The organism is Paenibacillus glycinis, assembly GCF_009909185.1.
Lineage (GTDB): Bacteria > Bacillota > Bacilli > Paenibacillales > Paenibacillaceae > Paenibacillus_Z > Paenibacillus_Z glycinis.
On record NZ_JAAAMV010000003.1, the window covers coordinates 232,365 to 251,042 of the forward strand.

Sequence of the window (18,678 nt, forward strand, 5' to 3'; positions counted from 1 at the left end):
GCTTCGTCAAAATCGAGCATTGCAATAGATTGTCGTATTCGTCGTCAACTACTTCGGCGAATTCGCCATGATGAATGATGAGCTGCCGTTCATTCCAATTTGCCGACACGTTCACGTCGAGCGGAACTTCCACCGCTTCTTCATCGATCTTCCACTCATTCAGCGAAGAAAGCTGCTCCGCGGTCATCGTTCTCTCGTCGATATAGAGAAGTGATTTGCCAGTCGCTCGTTGCATATACCGCACGGCCAGATCAATGGTGATCAATTTTCCCGAAGGGGCCGTAAGTTCCCCCAAATCAAATGCGTCGCCGAAAATAAATGACTTTATCTTCTTGCTGCCATCATCATCGGTATAACTTGCGTTCCCGTTATTAATATAACTAATTTCATACCCGTCGATCGTCTCCATCTGAATCGTCCTAAGGTCCGCTGTCGCCGATTGGCCCTCAGCTCCCGCATCGGTTTTCTGGCCATCCCCCGGCAGCGGAAGCGCCTGTCCGGCCGAATTATCGGCGGTCTGCTGCTGCCCTGATGGAGCAGCCGAGCCCCCGTCCCCTTGCTCCGCATGCGATCGCGCCGGCATCGCAAGCGCGAATACGATTACGAAACTGATGATGCCCGCCATCCATCGTCTTAACATCAAATTATGCTCCCGTCGTCCAAAAAATTAGGTATCAAATTGCTACGGTGCATTATAGCATCCGGCTTGGCCATTCAATTGTCGATTTATGTCGATTCACGAAAAATTTAAATTAAGACGCACCTATCGGCTACTTCCTAAGTCCCCCTATGTATGCTGTGTCCGGCGAATAAATAGAAAAAGCTGCCGGATGCTCGGCAGCACATTTTTCACGCCTCACTATGCCAGTTCCGTCCCCGTTAATCCAAGGTCTGAACTTGATCGATCCACAGGCTGAATCGCTGTACGTAGCGCTTCAAATACTTGCGGGTCGTTTCGTCCGTCAATAGGCGTCGCTCCGCATCCACTTTATCCATCACTTGCGAAATGTACATTTTCTCAAAAGGAAGCACGTGGGCGCGAATTGCTTCTAACGTCTGTCTTATCTGCTGCTGCGACAGGATCGTGCCCTTGACGCCCGGCGTCGCGCCTACCAGCCCGGTCGGCTTTCCGCGAAGCGCGGCGGTCTTGCCCGGCGTCGAGGCCCAATCCAGCGCGTTCTTCAATACGCCGGGAATGCCCGAGTTGTATTCAGGGCTAACGATCATGATGCCGTCGACCCGTGCAATCGCTTCGCGGAAGCGCCGGACAGGCTCAGGGCCGTCCCCATGATCCAGGTCTTCGTTATACAGGGGGAGCTCCGCCAAGGAGATCGACTCGAACGCGATGGATTCTTCCAACTCGGGTATAGCTGCGGCAATCATGCGGTTGAACGAATGTTCTCTTAAACTTCCGACGATCAGTCCTACCTTTTTCGTTCGATTGTCAGGCGCCATTTTTGTTTCCTCCCTTGAAGTATCTGTCATGCGTCATACAACGCTTACCTATTTATAACCGCATCAGTCCAACCGGCCCTGCTCCCTTTTCAATTTTTCGGGAGTGACGTCGTCTCCGTTCGGATCGACAATGGTCACGTTCAAGAGCACGCTATTTATCGTGCCGCGGAATTGATGGAGATACTCCCGACGAAGGCCGGCTTGTTCGGCTTTCTCCATTTCGCTCAAGCCTTGGTTTTTTTCTAGTTTAGAAAGCTCATTTATTCGTTTAAGCATGGTACGCATGTACAAGTCCCCCTTAAGGTTTGTTGATCGTTCCCGCTGTCGCGCTTCAAACTGCGAAGCGACGTTTTCCGGTCATCGACAATTATGTCTTTAAATTAATTATCTTAAATTAAAGATATATGAATGATTTCCATTTGTCAATGGGGGATCGAAGACATAGCGCGGATGTTAACCGTGTACATACTGCGTGCGCCATGTCTTGACCACAAAGTTTGACGACTGGAGCCTCGATCCCCACTTGTCCCGTCTAGCCGAAATACCGATCGGAAAGAAGTTCGTTAAGCGTACGTCGAGCCTCATTCGTTTTTATCGGGTTGTTGCTTGCGTTGTCGGCAAGGGTAATCAGCGCTTTCCACAACGCCCATCCGCGCGCACGCGACCATGTAGCTTCATCGGCCATAATGCCCGCTCGGAAGGCAGCCCGGCTTTCCTCCGAAAACAACGTCCACGCAATCGTCAAATCGCATGCCGGATCGCCTACGGCCGCGCATCCGAAATCGATAACCGCGCTTAAACGCCCTTCTTCTACTAACAGATTCGTTGGATGAACGTCTCCATGAATCCAAACCGGCTGGCGGCTCCACGTTGTTTTCGTGGCTGCTTCCCAAACGCCGGTTGCTGCCTTTGCATCGATCGTCGCGTCAAGGGCTTGAATTGCATGACGTGTCTGCTCGTCGTAAATGCTTGCCGGGCCGCCGCGATAAAAGTTATGGAGACCGGGCGGGGGGCCGCCGCTTGCCTCGATTTTTTGCAGCGCAGTCAGGAACTTCGCCAACTGATCCGCAAAATCATTCAGATCCTCGATGCTTTCCACCGACGCATTCTCGCCATCAATCCAGCGATAGATCGACCAATGCCAAGCGTATTCACTGGAAGGCGCCCCCATCGCAAGAGGGGCGGGAATGGGCAGCGGCAGAGCGGAGGCGAATCGCGGTAACCATCGCTGCTCCTTTTCTACCTGCGCGGCATATCCTTCCGCGCTCGGCAGGCGCACGCTCATATCGCGACCAAGACGAAACGTTCTGTTGTCCCATCCGCTCATCTCCACCGGCCTGACCGGAAGGTGCGCCCATTGCGGAAATTGATCCGCGATCAAACGCCTTACTAACGATACATCGATGTCCGCCATGCCATCATCCCCCATCTATACTTGCTTTTGAGCTCGAAACTCTATGCCCGCGAATATCCCTCTACCTCTAATGTATCAAATACGCGGCCGTAAAACCGGAAGAAAACAATTATAGCCAATAAATCCAACTCGCGACGATAACGAAACCAATCGCCCCGATAATGAGGTCAGCCTGCTGCGATGAAGAGGCGCGAATGTTCTTCCAACGCATCGTAACGAATTGAAAATGCACGAAACGAAGTCCTCCTCGGAACCTGTTTCGTGCATTGATCTGACAGGCTGAGCCGCGTTTTACAGCACTCGCTCCGCATTGTATTTCGCTCTGAATTTATTGGCGATATAGATTTCGTAGATGGCGCGATCCAGCAGGCCTTCCACGAGGCAAACCTCGATTTTCGCGACTTCTTCTCGATGGTCCTTGATGGGCGATACCGTATCTTCAAAATGCTTTTTGATTCTCGGGCGCAGCTTTCTCGCTTTGCCGACGAACAGCAGTTCATCTTTACTGTTGTAAAACATGAAAATACCGCCGGTTTCCCGCGAAATCAAGTGAAAGTCGGTAAATCCGTAAATATGGCTTACCTGGGGATCACGCTGCTTGGTGATGGTAACGTCCGGTTTGGGTATCGTTATGTTGATCACGATCGATTCACGTCCTCTTCAATAGTAGGTCTATATCGTAACATGAATGTTCGCGTAAAACGAGTTCGGAGCCATTCGCGACCGCGCGAGGCATGGAAACAAAAAGAAGCAGGCGCATGGGCAACTGCTACTTTTGGATGTTGGCGATCATATGGACGTCTGCTGCGTTGAGCGATTGAAGCCGTCTTGATCGCGGTGGCCGTTGTCGCTTCGCTTCTCTTATGCGCCCGCCTTCAATCTTCTCTCGAATACGAAAGGTCCGAGAGGCAGAAAAGCAGCGATGACGGCACCGACGATACGCAGCGGCTTCCAACGGAAAAGGATCGCCATCAGGACGATTCCGATCAGATAGAGCGAGAACAATAAACCGTGGATACCGCCTGTGACGGTTACGGCCTCCGGACGATCGCCGATGTATTTGAGCGGCATGGCGATGCATAACAGAAACAAGAACGAGGCGCCTTCCAAATAACTGATCCACCGAAAGTACTTCAAGGCTGATGTTTTCATCGTTTCTCCCCTTCGCCGATTCGCGTGCTCTCTCATCAGTTTACCATGAAAGACAGCGAGATTTAACGTTCCGGCTTGTCGGAAATAGGGCGAAAACGGTACAACCTTCTAAAGCGACGCCGAGTATGCCTGCCGTTCGCCGATCGTAGCTAATCGATAAATCTGCAGACATAGTTGGTTCCTGTCAACGGGAGCGGTTCCCGATTGAGCCGCAGCTCGACCAGCGTTGTCGTGAACGGATAAAAAAACTTCACGTCGCTTGCGCCAAGAAGACTGGATAGATCAAGCCTAGCATGCCATGTTCCTTCCTTTTGAAAGGCATCCATCAGCGTATTCGGGTCGTACTGATAACCTGGTTCCGGCCCATACGGTACGCAGACGTCCGTTGCCGACGCCTGCGCGGCGACCGGCGCGGATGCCGCCAATTGCGATGCGTTCATATCGGATGATATCGCGCAGGAAGCGGCATGGGCGAGACGAGAACAGCCAAAAAAGGAATCATTGATTTAACCCGCCAAGGTTCGGTTAGTCATAACATGCTATTGTGCTTTCACAAAACGGTAATGGTTTAATGACGCATGGGGCAGGTACGGTTCTTCCAGCAAATTGATTTCATCCGACGATAACTGGAGCGATACGGCGGAGATGGCATCTTGTATATGCTGCTTCTGGGTTGCGCCGACAAGCGGAGCGGCGATGACAGGCTTCGAAAGCAACCATGCCAATGCGATTTGGGCCATGGGAAGACCACGATTCCCAGCTACCTCGGCCAATCTGTCAACGACCGGTTTAACCATATCGGCATTGATATTGGTTTGCGCGGCATAACTGTCCGTTTTCGCACGTTCGGTTCGCTGTCCATCTTCCCAAGGCCGCGATAGCCGCCCGCGCGCCAATGGCGACCAAGGCGTAACTCCAATCCCTTCCGACTCGCACAGCGGCAGCATTTCCCGTTCTTCCTCCCGATAAAGAAGGTTATAGTAATTTTGCATAACGATGAACCGATGCCAGCCTTTGGCGCGTTGAATCTCGACTGCTTTCATCAACTGCCAGGCGTATAATGTAGAGGCGCCAAGATAACGGGCTTTACCCGCCTTCACCACATCGTTCAGGGCATCAAGCGTTTCCTCAAGAGGCGTGTCATAATCAAAACGGCCGATTTCATAAACATCGATATAATCCGTTCCCAATCTCCTCAGGCTATCGTCGATTTCCGTCATAATCGCCTTGCGGGACAGGCCCATTCCGTTGGGGCCGGACCTCATGGGAGCGAACACCCGATCCGCGATCACGACATCCTCGCGCCGCGAGAAATCGCGGATGGCGCGGCCCAGTATCCGCTCCGTATCGCCATCGGAGTAATTGTTGGAGACGTCAAAGAAATTGATGCCATTATCCACGGCCAGCTTGATGAAGCTGCGGCTGCTCTCCTCGTTCAGCGTCCACGGTCGGTCGTTGATGCCTGTGCCGGTATTTCCGTAGCTCATGCAACCCAGGCAAATTCGCGAAACCTCCAAGCCGGTATTTCCCAATCTTGTATATTCCATTCCCATGGCCTCCCGCTATTCTTCTTTTGAATCGGTATGAACCTTTCGGCGGATCAGCTCGGAAGGGGCATACCCGAAATGCTTTTTGAACGCATAGGAAAAATGAGATAAATCTTCAAATCCGATTTCGTCGTAGATCTCAATCGGCTTTTTATTTTTTTCGGCAAGCTGGTAATGGGCCAACTCGAGCCGTTTTTGGGTCAGCCATTTTTGAGGCGTCGAATGGAAAGATTTTTTGAAATCCCGCTTGAACGTGCTCAAGCTGCGGGCGGTGAGATAGCTGAACTGATTTAACGTGATGTTGAACATATAGTTCTTCTCCATAAACTCGGCAAGATCGATTTTGCCCGGTTCGTCGAAGTTGGACAGGACACGATCGGAATCGGGGTCAATGGCTCGCAGGATGGTGATTGCTTCTTCGAGCTTTAAGGAAATCATGGATTCCGGCAGTTGACCTTCCATCTGGAGATACGGCAGCAGGGAGGCAAAAAAACTGTCCAGCAGAGGCTCCTTCGCATATTTCTTGATCTTGTGCGAGCCGGCCTTGGCCACGTTAAACGGGTGTCGGATATAATAATCCTTCAATCGCTCGGCCTTCAGAATCAGCATGATGGCACGGTAGGGACGACCGTCTTTCGGATATTTGATCATCGTAGCCAATTGACGCCGGGGGAACAGAAATGTCTCTCCCGCTTCAATGATATAGCTGTCGTCGGCTTGAACAATCTTCATTTCACCGGAGATAAGCCTTACGATGCAATGATGTTCCAGCACGGCTTCTTCTTTATAATAATTGTCGTCCATGCAAGCCCAGATGATTTCAGCCTTCATTTTCTGCTCCGGTGCAGACATATGGAACCACCTCCCTCTCAGTCCTGAAAAAACAATTCAGGCTAGCGGCGTTTGTCGTCATGCCGCGGCGCGCGCTCACAGGCTGATATCGTGGCACAACCGCATCTGCTTGCGAGGCGTCCGCGGAACTCTTCGATCAGATGGTTACGCCATCGCTCAAGGTCATTATAGAGCTCAATCGTTTGAGGTTCCAATCGACGACCCGAGATCGAACGCGACCCCCGTAAGCCGTTCGCTCAGTGTCCAAAGCTTGCCGGCCGTTGCCGGATCGAGTGCAAAAGCCGTAACGCCGTTAAACGGCGGAAAGATCGTGGTAAACAGGTCCGCCGGCGTAACCGCTTCGGTGCGGGGATCCAGCACGGCTACTTCATTGTCTTCGCAATACACGCCGCCGATATCGTCGAGCAACGGACTGGTCGCGCACCAGACGGTCGTTGACGCGCCTTGCGGGATGGTTTTCAGACCCATCTGGGCATTATAAACGGCGTTCCCTTCCGGGTCCAGAAGCCCCTGCGCGATCAGATTTTCGGTCGACAACAACCGCTTCAGGTCGGTATCGATAATGGAGCCGGGATGCAGGGAGAAAGCCCGTACGCCATGGCTCATGCCGAGGTTGTCCAATTCCAGGGTAAACAATATATTGGCGGTTTTGGATTGTCCATAGCCTTGGAGCGTATCGAACTCGCGATGCTCGAAGCTGGGGTCTCCAAACTCGATAGAAGAAAAATGATGTCCCCACGAAGAAACGTTGACGACCCTTGCTCCTTCGGCTTTTATCAGGGCTGGCCACAGCCGCGCCGTCAAATGAAAATGTCCCAAATGATTGGCGGATAGCTGCGATTCGTATCCGCGCGCGTCGCGCTGCAGCGGAACCCACATGATCCCCGCATTGTTGATGAGCAAATGCAACGCTCTGCCGGACGCCAGAAATCGTTCCGCGAATGCATCGATGGAAGCCGGGTCCGTCAAATCCATCGGCAAAATTTCCACATGAGGGACGCCTGCCAAATTTTTTTGCGCTTTGTCCATATCTCTGGCCGGTACGACGACGGTCGCTCCCGCTGCAGCGAAGGTTTTGGTCGTTTCCAGGCCGATGCCGGCATAGCCTCCGGTGACAATGGCCGTTTTTCCGAACAGGTCAATGCCTTTTATCACGTCGCTCGCGGTCGATGCCGCGTCGAATCCCGATCCTACCGGCTTTTGCAGCATTCCCGCATTATTCTGCTTCATGTTTTCACTCTCCATTCATTAGGTTAGTGAAATTGTATCACGGCTTTTCCGTATTTCATTTTGTTCATAGGACCAAGTTTGCTTTGTTTATAGGGTCAAATTTTCTTGCGATTGCTAGGCGCAAGCCAGGCAATGTGGATTCATGCAAAGAGCAAGCCGGACACCAAAGCATGATGGGGGTCCGGCTTGCTCTTTCGGAATTGCGTCAAGTTCGTAATAATTTGATTATACGGCTGCCCGACCTCCATCGACGGGAACGATGGTGCCATGAATAAAGCTGGAACGATCCGTAGCCAGAAAAACGATGGCGGCCGCGATTTCGTCCGGCGAAGCGACCCGTCCGGCGGGAGCCTGGGCCGCCAAATGGTCGAGATACTCGCCCATTTGAGACGCGCCTTCGGTACGCGTCGGTCCCGGGCTGACCGCATTGACACGAACTCCGCGTGGGCCGTACTCGGCCGCCCATGATTTGGTAAGCAGATTCAACGCCGCCTTGCTCGCCCCGTACAAGCTAAACACGGAGGTCCCCAGATTCGATACCATGGTCGAGACGTTGACGATCGCTCCTTTGCCGCGTTCGGCCATTAACGGCGCAAGCTCCGCTACAAGGAAATAAGGAACTTTGGTATTCACCCCGAACACATGATCAAAGTCCGCCTCCGTTGACGCATCGGTCGGCCCAAACGAACCGATCGCGGCATTATTGATCAGAATGTCGATCGGACCGCCGCCAAGCTCGACCGCGTTTTTCGCAAGCGCACGCGCGCTTGCTTCGTCCTTCAGATCCGCCGGGATAAAATCGGCCTTTCCGCCATTGGCGCGAATTTCGTTTACCGTTTGTTCTCCACGTTCAACATGGCGTCCTGCAACAATGACGTGAATGCCAAGCGCGGCAAGCTCATTGGCGGTCGTTCGGCCAATTCCGCTTGTTCCTCCAGTAATAAGAGCGACGGTTGCCTGTTGATGGGAATTCATGAGTCACTACCTCTTTTCTTATTTTGAATTATTCAATACATTTTTTTGTATTAAACAATACATTTTTTTGTATTGAATGTTTCAATAGTATAGCTCGAGTTCTGGAATGTCAACTTCATTTTTGATACAATGGCACTATGAAAAATACGGACGATAACAATCAATCCTCTTATAAGCTAAAGCTCACCTTGAAAGGACAGGCTACACGGGCTCGAATTATTGAAGCGGCAGCGGACTTGATGGCCGAGCAAGGCATCGGTCGGACATCGATGGAGGATGTCCAGCGACAGGCGAAGGTGGGCGCTTCCCAGCTCTACCATTATTTCGATGACAAAAAAGAGCTGGTCCGAGCCGTCATCGCGCATCAGGCCGAAGCTATTTTTGAAGCGCAACAGCCTTATTTGGGCAAGCTTGACAGCTTTGAAGCGCTGCAGGCGTGGAGAAATCTCATTATTGAAATCCAGTCGGGGCGGCAATTCAAGAACGGCTGTTCCATCGATTCGTTAGTTGGTGAAATTGCGGAGAGCGAGGAAGAAGTCCGTTCCGAGCTCGTATCTTGCTTTGCGCAATGGGAAGGCGAAATTTCCAGGGGACTGCATGACATGCATGCTCGTGGCGTGTTGCGTTCCGATGCCGATCCCGACGGCTTGGCGTTAGCCTTGCTAACGGCGCTTCAGGGCGGTCTTTTGCTCTCGCGGCTGCGTAGAGAGGTAGCGCCGCTTGCCACGGGATTGGATGCCGCGCTGGGATACATCCGTTCCTTTGCCGCTAATTGATTGAAACGCGGACGGTTCTGCTCAGCAGGTTAAGAGATGCGGATTCGGTCTCTGAGCTACAAGTGTCCGAAGATCCATTGTGAAATGCCGTCGCGCGTTTGATTCGCCAACGTAACCGTTTCGTGGTTGCATATAAACCCACTAGTGTTCACGAAAGAAAAATAGAAAGCCCTCCACATCAAGAGAAGAGCTCCTATTAAGAAACCCCGGCCGTCGGGATTCCGACGGACCGGGGTTTTCGATTCGTATGCTGATTCAAATTCGGCTATAGCCCGAATTAATCCTGCTCTCGTTCCTTTAAATATTCCTTGCCGTCTGCTTCGGTCGTAAAGAAATGCGTCAGCGAAGCTTCCTCGATCTGGGCGAGCGCCCAATGACCGACCGGGATATCGCTCCAAGTCGGAACGGTAACGCCTTGCAATGGACCGCGTTTCATTACGCGGTTCAATACGGTGACGGCTTCCGCGCGCGTGAGCGAATCGTCCGGACGGAAACGGCCTTCGGTATCGACGGTCATAAATCCGGCTTGCAACGCGAGCCGTATTTGCTTCTCCGCCCAATGCCCTCCGATATCGGCGGCGTTCGCCGTTCCGGCATCCGTCAGACTTAAAAGTCTGGCGATCACGACGGCAAGCTCCCCGCGCGTAATGGCTTTGCCCGGGGCGAATTCCTTATGTGAATAGCCGTTCATCAGTCCGCTTGCCGTGACGTGCCGGATCCCTTTCTCCGCCCAGTGGCCGGGCTTTACGTCTTCGAAACCGATCGCCTCAGCTTCCTTTTCCGTACCCAATTGCAGTCTCGTCAGCATGGCCGCGATTTCCGCGCGGGTTACGGAGACGGACGGACGGAAGGTGCCGTCGGCATAACCATGAATATACGCTTGATGGGATTGTTCTTCTAAATCGCTCGCCAAGTCTCCGTCTACCGCGAGTATCGTAAACGTACTGAATTTGGTAACCGTAAACATGACGCCCAATCCGCCGTCTTTGTAAGGAACGATCGTAGGTTTAGCTATGACGCGTTCGCCGTCGCTATGCTCGATAAACACGATCAATCGCGCCAAGTATTTCTCCCGTTCCTTCGGATCCGACGGAATGGCGACGTCCCGTAGCGGCAAAATGACGTCTGCCGATCGGCTTGAAAGATTGGTTTCGATGGTCATCGGACGAGCGACGACCTGAACCGCGTGCTCTCCGTTTGTTTGTTTGACGATCTCTTCTTTTTTCGCCCGTTCTTCCACGGCTTTTCTCTCTTCTTCTTTCTTAAGCGGAATCAATCTGAAGTAGAGCGAATCCGTCAATCCGGAGACCGACGACTGCGGCACGATGATCCGGGCGTTATCCGTATAAATTTCGAAATCGACTTTGCCGGAGGCGATCTCCTCGACCGTTGCTTTCGGCAATTCGACGTTCAGCTCGGAAACCTCGTCCTTGGAATCGGGGATAACCAAGCGTATTTTCATCCGGCCCAATTCCTTCGCTTTTCCGATCGAATCCGCCGCTTTGTCGGCTTGGTATACGACGGTATCTTTTTTCGTGCCGTCCGGATTCGTAGTGCGCTCTATCGTCAGATTAACGAGCTGACTATCGTTGTTGCCGCCGTCTACGACGATCGGAACGATTTCCTTTGTCGGAATGCGCGGCCGAGCGACCGGCGTCGACGAGACGACGTTGGATAGTCCGTCGTACGCGCCTCCCGTGATATGGAGACGGAACTGGTAAGCCGTACCGTTAATCAGTCCGGTTACCGTCGCGCTCGTCGAACTTGCGTTAAGAGAGTCGCTCGTGGTCGCCTGCGTCCAAGTCGTGCCTCCGTCGGCGGACTGCTCGACGACGACCGCCGCCGCTCTCGTTGCCTGCCCGAAGTTCAAGTTGACGCTGGCGTCGGCGGGAACCGCCGCCAAGTTGCCCAACGTGCCGATCGGAGTAGCCGATGCGGCGTTCGAATGGCCGTTATGCACGCCGCCCGCCACCTTCAAGCGGAATAGGTAGGCGGTGCCGTTGACGAGCCCCGTCACTTGCGCGGCCGTCGAGTCGGCGTCCAGCGCGGCCGATGTCGTAGCGGGCGTCCATGTCGTTCCGCCATCCGCGGATTTCTCGACGATAACGCTCGTTGCGCCGATAGCAGCGCCGAATTGCAGCGTTGCGCTCGCATCTCCGGCTACAGCGGTCAAATCATTTAAAGGGATCGAAGGGAGCGCGCTTACGACGTTCGACTCGCCTTCTTTGGCGCCGCCCGTAACTATGACGCGGAAATGGTAGGTGGTGCCGTTCGTCAATCCCGTTACCGTCGCGCCCGTCGAATCGGCGTCTAGAGCGTCCGTCGTCGCCGCGGTCCACGTCGTGCCGCCGTCGGTCGATTGCTCCACGACGACCGCCGTCGCTCCCGTAGGCGCGCTGAACGTCAAGACGGCTTGCGAATCGCCCCCCGTTGCCGTCAGATCGCCGATCGCTAGCGTAGGCTTGGCATCCACGATGTTCGAGAGGCCTTCGTTCGCGCCTCCGATTACCGAGATCCGGAATTTGTATGTCGTGCCGTTCGTCAGTCCCGTTACCGTGGCGCTCGTCGAGCTAGCTGTCAAAGCATCCGTCGTCGCCGTCGTCCAAGACGTGCCGCCATCGGTCGACTGCTCGGCGATCACGCTCGAGGCGCCGGCCGCCGCGGTGAACGTCAATTGAACCTGCGAATCGTTAGCCGTCGCGGCCAGATCGGTAATCGGCGCCACGGGCGTGACAGAAGCTTCGTTGGACAAGCCGTTATTGACGCCGCCCGTTACCGAGAGGCGAAGCTTGTAGCTCGTGCCGTTCATCAGTCCCGTGACCGTCGCGCCGGTCGAGCTTGCGGACAACGCAACCGTCGTCGTCGCCGTCGTCCAAGACGTGCCGCCGTCGGTCGATTGTTCGACCGCGACCGTCGTCGCGCCGGAAGCGGCGCTGAACGTTAACGCGGCTTGTCCCGGACCCGCCGTTGCCGCCAAATCGGCGATCGGCAAGCACGGAAGCGCGTCGGCGACGTTCGACAGTCCTTCATGGGCGCCGCCCGTTACCGAGACGCGGAAGCGATAGGTCGTGCCGTTCGTCAATCCCGTTATCGTCGCGCCCGTCGAATCGGCGTTTAGAGCGTCCGTCGTCGCCGCGTTCCACGTCGCGCCGCCGTCGGTCGATTGCTCCACGACGACCGCCGTCGCTCCCGTAGGCGCGCTGAACGTCAAGACGGCTTCGGTATTGCCGGCCGTTGCGGCAACATCCGCGAGAGGCGCAGCCGGCATCGCGCTAACGACGTTGGAGAGTCCCTGGTACATGCCTCCCGAGACATTCAATCTGAAGCCGTAAGTCGTACCGTTCGTCAGCCCCGTTACGATCGCGCTCGTCGAACCGGCGCCAAGGGCTTCCGTCGTCGCCGTCGTCCACGACGTTCCTCCGTTATCGGATTGCTCCGCGACGACGCTTGAAGCTCCGATCGGAGCCGTGAAGGAGAGACTGACGGTGCCGTCTCCCCTCGTTGCGGCCAAATCGAAGATCGTACCCGGAGGAGTCACGTCGACTACGTTGGAAATGCCCGGGAAGGAGCCTCCGGACACATTGACCCTGAGCTTGTACGCGGTGCCGTTCGTTAAGCCCGTTACCGTCGCGCCGGTCGAGCTAGCGGTCAGCGCGACCGAAGTCGTCGCCGTCGTCCACGTCGTTCCGCCGTCCGTCGATTTCTCCACGATGACGGAAGTCGCGCCTGCCGGGGCGGTAAAGGTCAATGTCGCTTGTCCATCCCCGGGCATGCCGGCGACGTCGCTTAGCGGAGCGATCGGGGTCGCGGTCGCGACGTTGGAAATGCCGGGCTTGGCGCCTCCCGTGACGTTTACCCGGAATTCGTAGCTCGTCCCGTTCGTTAATCCGGTCACTGTCGCGCCAGTCGAATTCCCGTCAAGCGCTTCCGTCGCGGCCGTCGTCCACGAGCCTCCTCCGTCGCTCGACTGCTCCACGACGACTGAGGTTGCTCCCGTCGGATGCTTGAAGCTTAATACCGCTTGCCCGTTGCCAGGGACGGCTTTCACGCTCGATAGCGGAAGCTTCGCCAAGTAGAGGCCGAGGTTCGTCGACGTCGTCGACTTATAATGAAAATAGACGTTATCGTCGGGATTGACCGCCACGGTAATCCGATTGACGTCGTTCAGAAAATCGGCGCCTCCGACGTATTCCCAAGCTCCGTCTACGTATCGCATGACGTTCGCTTTGTAGGAATTCGCACCGAAAGCCACGTACGGCACGTCGGAACTGTCCAGGTCGAACCCCATGAACGTATCCGCTGCCGGCGAAAAGCCGGCGGAACCGATCGTTTCCCACGATCCGTTCACGTACCGCTTAACGGTCAGTTTGCCGGACTTCGCTCCATCGATGAAATCCACGTAGGGGACGTCATCCGACGATATTTTGAGCTTGAGCGTATAGTTCGAATTGACGCCGGTACCCACGGAAGAACCAACCATGCTCCAGATACCGCCGCTATATTGATAGACTTTGACTTGATTGCTGTCCGAGGCGTCGACGAACGCGACGTATAGCGTATCGTCCGAAGCGATCGCCAATGAAGGGGACGTCGTGCTGTTATTCCACGGAAGCGTGCCGACGTTGGTCCATGTTCCGCTTACCGGCGTCATGACTATGGTTTTGGTCGATTGGCCGAAATCCGTGAACGCCGTATACGGTTGGTTCTCGCTGTCGAACACCAAGTTCTGGTAGTAGCCGTTTGCAACAGACAATCCCTCGTTTCCGACTCTTTTCCACTCTCCGGAAACCAGTTGATCGATTTCGACCTTGTTGCCCGCTCCGGTGTTGTTAAAAGCCATATAAGGCATATTATCGTGATCGAAATACAGTCTCACCATATCGTTCGCTCTCATCGCGAAGGTTGCGGTCGTGCTTACGTCCTGCCAGCTTCCGGATACGTATTTCTTCATAAATATCGCAGAGCTCGCCGCATAGACGACATAAGGAACCCCATCGTTATCCAGACTCAGACTGTTGTGCGTTCCCGCGCCGAATCCGAAGGATCCTACCGACTCCCAAACGACCGCCGCGTGCGCGGTCGGCAAGACGGTCTGCGACCCGAGAGCCAAAGACAAGCCCAATAGCGCCTTCCCTAACTTAGTCATGAAACGTTTCATTATACCTGAGCCACCCCTCCTACTTTGTTCCTATTACTATGACGCAGTTCGACACAAAGAGTCATATAATCATATATATCGACATATAAATGTTTAAAATTCATGTCCAAAGACCTAATTTATTGGAAGAGACAAAAATATTTTATATTTGAAATTGAAAAAACGCTTCCGTCTCGGAGAGCGTCCATTCATAGATGCGTATGCCAACGCTCTTCGCGCATTTCATTGCGGGCAGCAGGAAATAGGCGCTCATCGACGAATATGCGGCGAGGGAGAATAAAGTTCTTTAATTGAAAATAAAGTTCTTTAACGCAGAATAAAGTTCTTTAATCAAGAGGTCTCTATTTGACTTTCTAAGTTCGATTTATTTCCGCAAAAAATAGAATTTGAAATGTGGTTTTCTAAAGCACTCCCATCGGGGGTGCTTTTTATTCTTAAGGAGGCAAGGTCAGATGGCGTGGGATCGTCCTTTTCGTACTCGCGGCTATCGCGGGGCAGGGCACACCCGAGTACCAAGCTTATACCAGGTTGGCGGGATCTGGGTCGGGTACGGCTCCAAGCCTGCCCACAGAAGGCGGAGGAGTGGGGAGCATTTACGATCATCCGAACCCGTCGAAGCAACTGAGATCTGATGGCATGATCGTGAATCCTGCTGACGGCGTTTATGGAGATGGCTCGATTAATGTCCGAGTGGTCTCCGGAGGCGATGGCGAAGGTGGTTCGGCGCCGATCAGCGTAACATTGCAGAACGCGGCAGCATCTCCCGGCAACGGAACTCCCTTTGCTCCGTCCGACGGCAACGTTACCTTAACCTTCACAATCACTGGAACAAGTACGAGCAGGACAATCGCCTTCGAACTCGCCGATCAAAGCGCTGTAGTACAAAAGCTCACACTCAGCCCTGCATTCATTCCTCTTGAAAATGAAATCAGACAACAAAACCGCCAAAATGGGGTTTTGTTGTCTTGGAGTTTCTAAAGTTCAATGTTTATTTTACAAATTCATTTAGCGGTCCTAATGTCACTGCGTTGTATTTCTCGGAAAGCTCCATAACTTTTTCGAAATCCCATGCTGTTGGAGGTGGAAGTTCTTTACGTGAAGCAGGCTCGGCCATTTCAAGGAACAAGCCTAAGAATTCAGCTCGGTTGAAGAAATTGAGCAAACGTACGGGCTTGTCGCCGACTGCTCTCACGCCATGAGGTACATTTCTAGGCAGGTAAACGAAGGTGCCTGGCTTGCCGCCCTCCATTTTTTTCCCATCTAAAAAGAATTCCATTTCGCCTTCAAGGACATAAAAAGCTTCATCTTCCTCTTTATGAATATGATAAGGAGGCTCGAATCCTGCTGGAACCAAACATTCAAACATTGCAAACTTATTATCGGTGGATACCGCATCGGCTTTAACAGTTATTAAAGTTCCAACATACCAAAAATCTTTCCCAACTTGGCTTTCTTCTTGCATCATTTTATTATCTGACATCGTTTACCCTCCATTTTCTTTTACCTTTTTTCAGTTATGAGGCACAGTGCGATTATATCCATTTCTTTAATAAAGTTCTGTAATATACATTGCTAAGCTTGAATTGTGAGGAAAATGGTAATTCTTTGGGGCAAAAGCGTTATGATTATTTGCTCCAGCATGATCCTAACTTATTTTCAATAATTTCAACCACGGCATAACTGTAATTGATCTCATTAATCAACTTTAACTTTCTTGTCGATGATTTCGTTCCTCAAGAACCTTTGATTTTACTGGATCATCATTAAAGAACTTTATTTTCTCTCACCAATATGAGAGAACCTTAATCGAATTTCCAGCCTCTGTAATGGAATTGTAATATTTCCTTCATGTTCCTTTCATAAATAGGCCCTATACTAAACACATGACCCCCCTTTATTATATATTTTCTCTCTTGCGCCTGCGGATATGCCGCAGGCCTCTTTGTTTTTATAGGCCTTCGCCGATAGAGAGACATAAAAAAAGAGCGCGGCCGCAGCCGCGCTTTCCATACAAAAACCTAACAGATTTTACAAATCGGCGTTGGTTTATTACCAGTTAGACCGACTTTGCCGCTTCGACGAACTTCCTGGCGCGCTCGGTCAGCAGATCGAATCGCCCGCTCTTCACCCACTCCAGATTAACGAGCTTGCTGCCCATGCCGACCGCGCAGGCGCCGGCCTTGAAGTAGTCGGCGATGTTGGCGAGGTCGACGCCGCCGGTGGCAAGCATCGGGATGCGGTCCAGCGGCGCGCGGATCTCGGTCAAGTATTTCAAGCCGAGCGAGCCCATCGGGAATATCTTGACCGCTTCGGCGCCGGCTTTCCACGCGCGCACGATTTCCGTCGGCGTCATGACGCCCGGCCATACGGGAACGCCGGTCTTCAAGCCGTATTCGACGACGGCTTCGTCGAGGTTCGGCGAGATCAGGAACTGCGCGCCGGCCGCGACCGCTTCCTTCGCCATCTCCAGGTCGAGCACCGTCCCGGCTCCGATCCCCGCTTGGCTGCCGTACTTGTCCAGCCACCGGCTGATCATGCCGGCTGCGCCTTCGGTGTTCATCGTGATCTCCATCAACGAGATGCCGCCGGCAAGCAGCGCCTCCGCCGCTCCGTCCGCATGCCGATCCTCGATGCCGCGGAATATTGCCACGACTTTCTCCTGCTTCAATCGTTCCAGCATCATGCTCACGTTATCGTTTCCCCTTCCGTGAATCGAGCAAAATACGATATCTTGCCGCCCGATGCAAGCCTGCGGCCTCGGCTGAACGCGCGGTTCGCGCGCTTCAATCCCGGTCGCGCCAATAATCCTGCAAGATACGGACGAATACGTTCGGAAATGCCAACGTCTTCATCTCCTCCGGGCCGATCCATGCGTAATTCGCCGGCGCGGCAACTTCCCCGTATGACGGCGAGGCTTCCGCCGCCTGTCCCGAGCGATCCGCGGCTTGGACGCCCGCCCGATGCCAGAACCCGAACTCCGCCCGGAACACCTGCATGTCCCAGACGATATGGCTGAACACATGATCCGTCTCGCCCCACCAGGAGACGGGACGAACGAGCAGGCCGTCCTCGGCCGACAGGGAGCGGCTGAGGAAGTCGGCCATCGCCGCATGGCGGTCCGGCGGCTCGACGCCTGCCGCTGTCGCGTGCCCGGCCCCGCTCGCATCCGCCCCGCTAGCGGCATCCGCAGACGCCTGCGGCCATTCTATCGCCGCTGCGACTTCCTGCGCGGCTGCGCCGGATGCTGACGCGGCTTTGCGTCCGCGGCGCTTCGCCGCCGGCGCAGGCGCGTCCGATTCCGGCGCGAGCACATGCGGCAGCTCCCACATCTGCGCGAGCAGGCCGCTGTCCGGCCGCCGGCGCGCGAGCAGCTTGCCGGCATGCTCGCCGCTGCCGGAGATGAGCGCGGCGATCCGCGTTTCCCGGCGCGGCGGCTTCGCTTTCGTCTTGATCGGCAGGGTGTGCTCCTTGCCGGCCATCCTTCCTTCGCAGTGCATCATGACCGGGCAGGTCAGACAGCCCGGCGACTTCGGCGTGCACACCAACGCGCCGAGCTCCATGAGCGCCTGATTGAAATCGCCGGCCGCCCCCTCCGGAATCAACGAAGCAGCCAGCTTCTCGATGCCGATCCGGGTCGAAGGCTTGGCGATATCGTCCTCGAGGCAGAAATACCGCGACAGCACGCGCATGACGTTGCCGTCCACGGCCGGCTCCGGCCGGTTGAACGCGATGCTCATGATGGCGCCGGTCGTGTAAGGTCCGACGCCGCGAAGCGCGGCTACGGCGTCGCGGTCGTCGGGCAGCACGCCTCCATGGCGGGCAAGCACCTCGCGGGCGCCCGCCTGCAGATTGCGGGCCCGCGAATAATAGCCCAGGCCCTCCCAGCACTTCAGCACCTCCGGCTCGGGCGCGGTCGCGAGCGCCGCGGCCGTCGGGAATTTCTCCATGAACCGTTCGTAATACGGAATGACGGTATCCACTCTCGTTTGCTGAAGCATGATTTCGGACACCCATACGCGGTACGGATCGCGGCTGATGCGCCATGGCAGCTCGCGCTTGTTGGCCAAATACCAGCTCAGCAGCTCTCGGCTGAAGTAAGACGCCGCTTCCGTCGACATG

16 protein-coding genes are annotated in these 18,678 nt (G+C 54.4%); 2 read left to right on the plus strand and 14 right to left on the minus strand.

What is annotated here, in order from left to right; genetic code table 11:
* Positions 1-879: 879 nt before the first annotated feature.
* The 10 genes from GT019_RS07680 to GT019_RS07725 form a co-directional block, all read right to left on the minus strand.
* On the minus strand, positions 880-1,455 hold the full coding sequence (locus GT019_RS07680; protein WP_161742515.1) for an NADPH-dependent FMN reductase: 576 nt from the start codon (positions 1,453-1,455) through the stop codon (positions 880-882).
* Positions 1,456-1,518: 63 nt separating this feature from the next.
* A complete protein-coding gene (locus GT019_RS07685; protein WP_161742517.1) occupies positions 1,519-1,740 on the minus strand; it encodes a DUF896 domain-containing protein in 222 nt (73 codons plus the stop codon).
* A gap of 247 nt (positions 1,741-1,987) precedes the next feature.
* Entirely contained in the window at positions 1,988-2,869 is an 882-nt protein-coding gene (locus GT019_RS07690; RefSeq protein ID WP_161742519.1) for an aminoglycoside phosphotransferase family protein, read from the minus strand.
* Positions 2,870-3,160: 291 nt separating this feature from the next.
* Positions 3,161-3,511 carry a nucleotide excision repair endonuclease gene (locus tag GT019_RS07695; RefSeq protein WP_161742521.1) on the minus strand — a complete coding sequence of 117 codons (351 nt, stop codon included), beginning with the start codon at positions 3,509-3,511 and terminating at the stop codon, positions 3,161-3,163.
* Positions 3,512-3,730: 219 nt separating this feature from the next.
* Complete coding sequence (locus tag GT019_RS07700) at positions 3,731-4,021, minus strand: DUF3817 domain-containing protein (protein WP_161742523.1); 291 nt, start codon at positions 4,019-4,021, stop codon at positions 3,731-3,733.
* 149 nt (positions 4,022-4,170) lie between these two features.
* Positions 4,171-4,461 (minus strand): hypothetical protein, encoded by a 291-nt coding sequence (locus tag GT019_RS07705; protein ID WP_161742525.1) that lies wholly within the window; start codon positions 4,459-4,461, stop codon positions 4,171-4,173.
* Between the two features lie 99 nt (positions 4,462-4,560).
* Positions 4,561-5,568 carry an aldo/keto reductase gene (locus GT019_RS07710; protein ID WP_161742527.1) on the minus strand — a complete coding sequence of 336 codons (1,008 nt, stop codon included), beginning with the start codon at positions 5,566-5,568 and terminating at the stop codon, positions 4,561-4,563.
* A gap of 15 nt (positions 5,569-5,583) precedes the next feature.
* Positions 5,584-6,420 (minus strand): helix-turn-helix domain-containing protein, encoded by an 837-nt coding sequence (locus tag GT019_RS07715; RefSeq protein ID WP_161742529.1) that lies wholly within the window; start codon positions 6,418-6,420, stop codon positions 5,584-5,586.
* A 174-nt stretch (positions 6,421-6,594) separates the two neighbouring features.
* Positions 6,595-7,650 carry an SDR family NAD(P)-dependent oxidoreductase gene (locus GT019_RS07720; RefSeq protein WP_161742531.1) on the minus strand — a complete coding sequence of 352 codons (1,056 nt, stop codon included), beginning with the start codon at positions 7,648-7,650 and terminating at the stop codon, positions 6,595-6,597.
* A gap of 225 nt (positions 7,651-7,875) precedes the next feature.
* Positions 7,876-8,625 carry an SDR family NAD(P)-dependent oxidoreductase gene (locus GT019_RS07725; RefSeq protein WP_161742533.1) on the minus strand — a complete coding sequence of 250 codons (750 nt, stop codon included), beginning with the start codon at positions 8,623-8,625 and terminating at the stop codon, positions 7,876-7,878.
* A gap of 137 nt (positions 8,626-8,762) precedes the next feature.
* Here GT019_RS07725 and GT019_RS07730 point away from each other — a divergent pair, with 137 nt between their 5' ends.
* Positions 8,763-9,401: a TetR/AcrR family transcriptional regulator gene (locus tag GT019_RS07730; protein WP_161742535.1), complete on the plus strand. Its 639-nt coding sequence runs from the start codon at positions 8,763-8,765 to the stop codon at positions 9,399-9,401.
* A gap of 277 nt (positions 9,402-9,678) precedes the next feature.
* Here GT019_RS07730 and GT019_RS07735 read toward each other — a convergent pair whose 3' ends face one another.
* The gene (locus tag GT019_RS07735) at positions 9,679-14,559 is read right to left on the minus strand and encodes an S-layer homology domain-containing protein (RefSeq protein ID WP_161742537.1); all 4,881 of its coding nucleotides are present in this window, start codon (positions 14,557-14,559) and stop codon (positions 9,679-9,681) included.
* Between the two features lie 582 nt (positions 14,560-15,141).
* On the opposite strand from GT019_RS07735, the gene GT019_RS07740 reads away from it, so the two are divergent.
* Positions 15,142-15,537, plus strand: coding sequence for a hypothetical protein (locus tag GT019_RS07740; RefSeq protein WP_161742539.1), 396 nt, complete (start codon positions 15,142-15,144; stop codon positions 15,535-15,537).
* Positions 15,538-15,547: 10 nt separating this feature from the next.
* Here GT019_RS07740 and GT019_RS07745 read toward each other — a convergent pair whose 3' ends face one another.
* The 3 genes from GT019_RS07745 to mutY form a co-directional block, all read right to left on the minus strand.
* Entirely contained in the window at positions 15,548-16,039 is a 492-nt protein-coding gene (locus tag GT019_RS07745; protein WP_161742541.1) for a cupin domain-containing protein, read from the minus strand.
* 576 nt (positions 16,040-16,615) lie between these two features.
* Complete coding sequence (locus GT019_RS07750) at positions 16,616-17,248, minus strand: bifunctional 4-hydroxy-2-oxoglutarate aldolase/2-dehydro-3-deoxy-phosphogluconate aldolase (protein ID WP_161742543.1); 633 nt, start codon at positions 17,246-17,248, stop codon at positions 16,616-16,618.
* 94 nt (positions 17,249-17,342) lie between these two features.
* Complete coding sequence (gene mutY, locus GT019_RS07755) at positions 17,343-18,677, minus strand: A/G-specific adenine glycosylase (protein WP_161742545.1); 1,335 nt, start codon at positions 18,675-18,677, stop codon at positions 17,343-17,345.
* Position 18,678 lies beyond the last annotated feature (1 nt).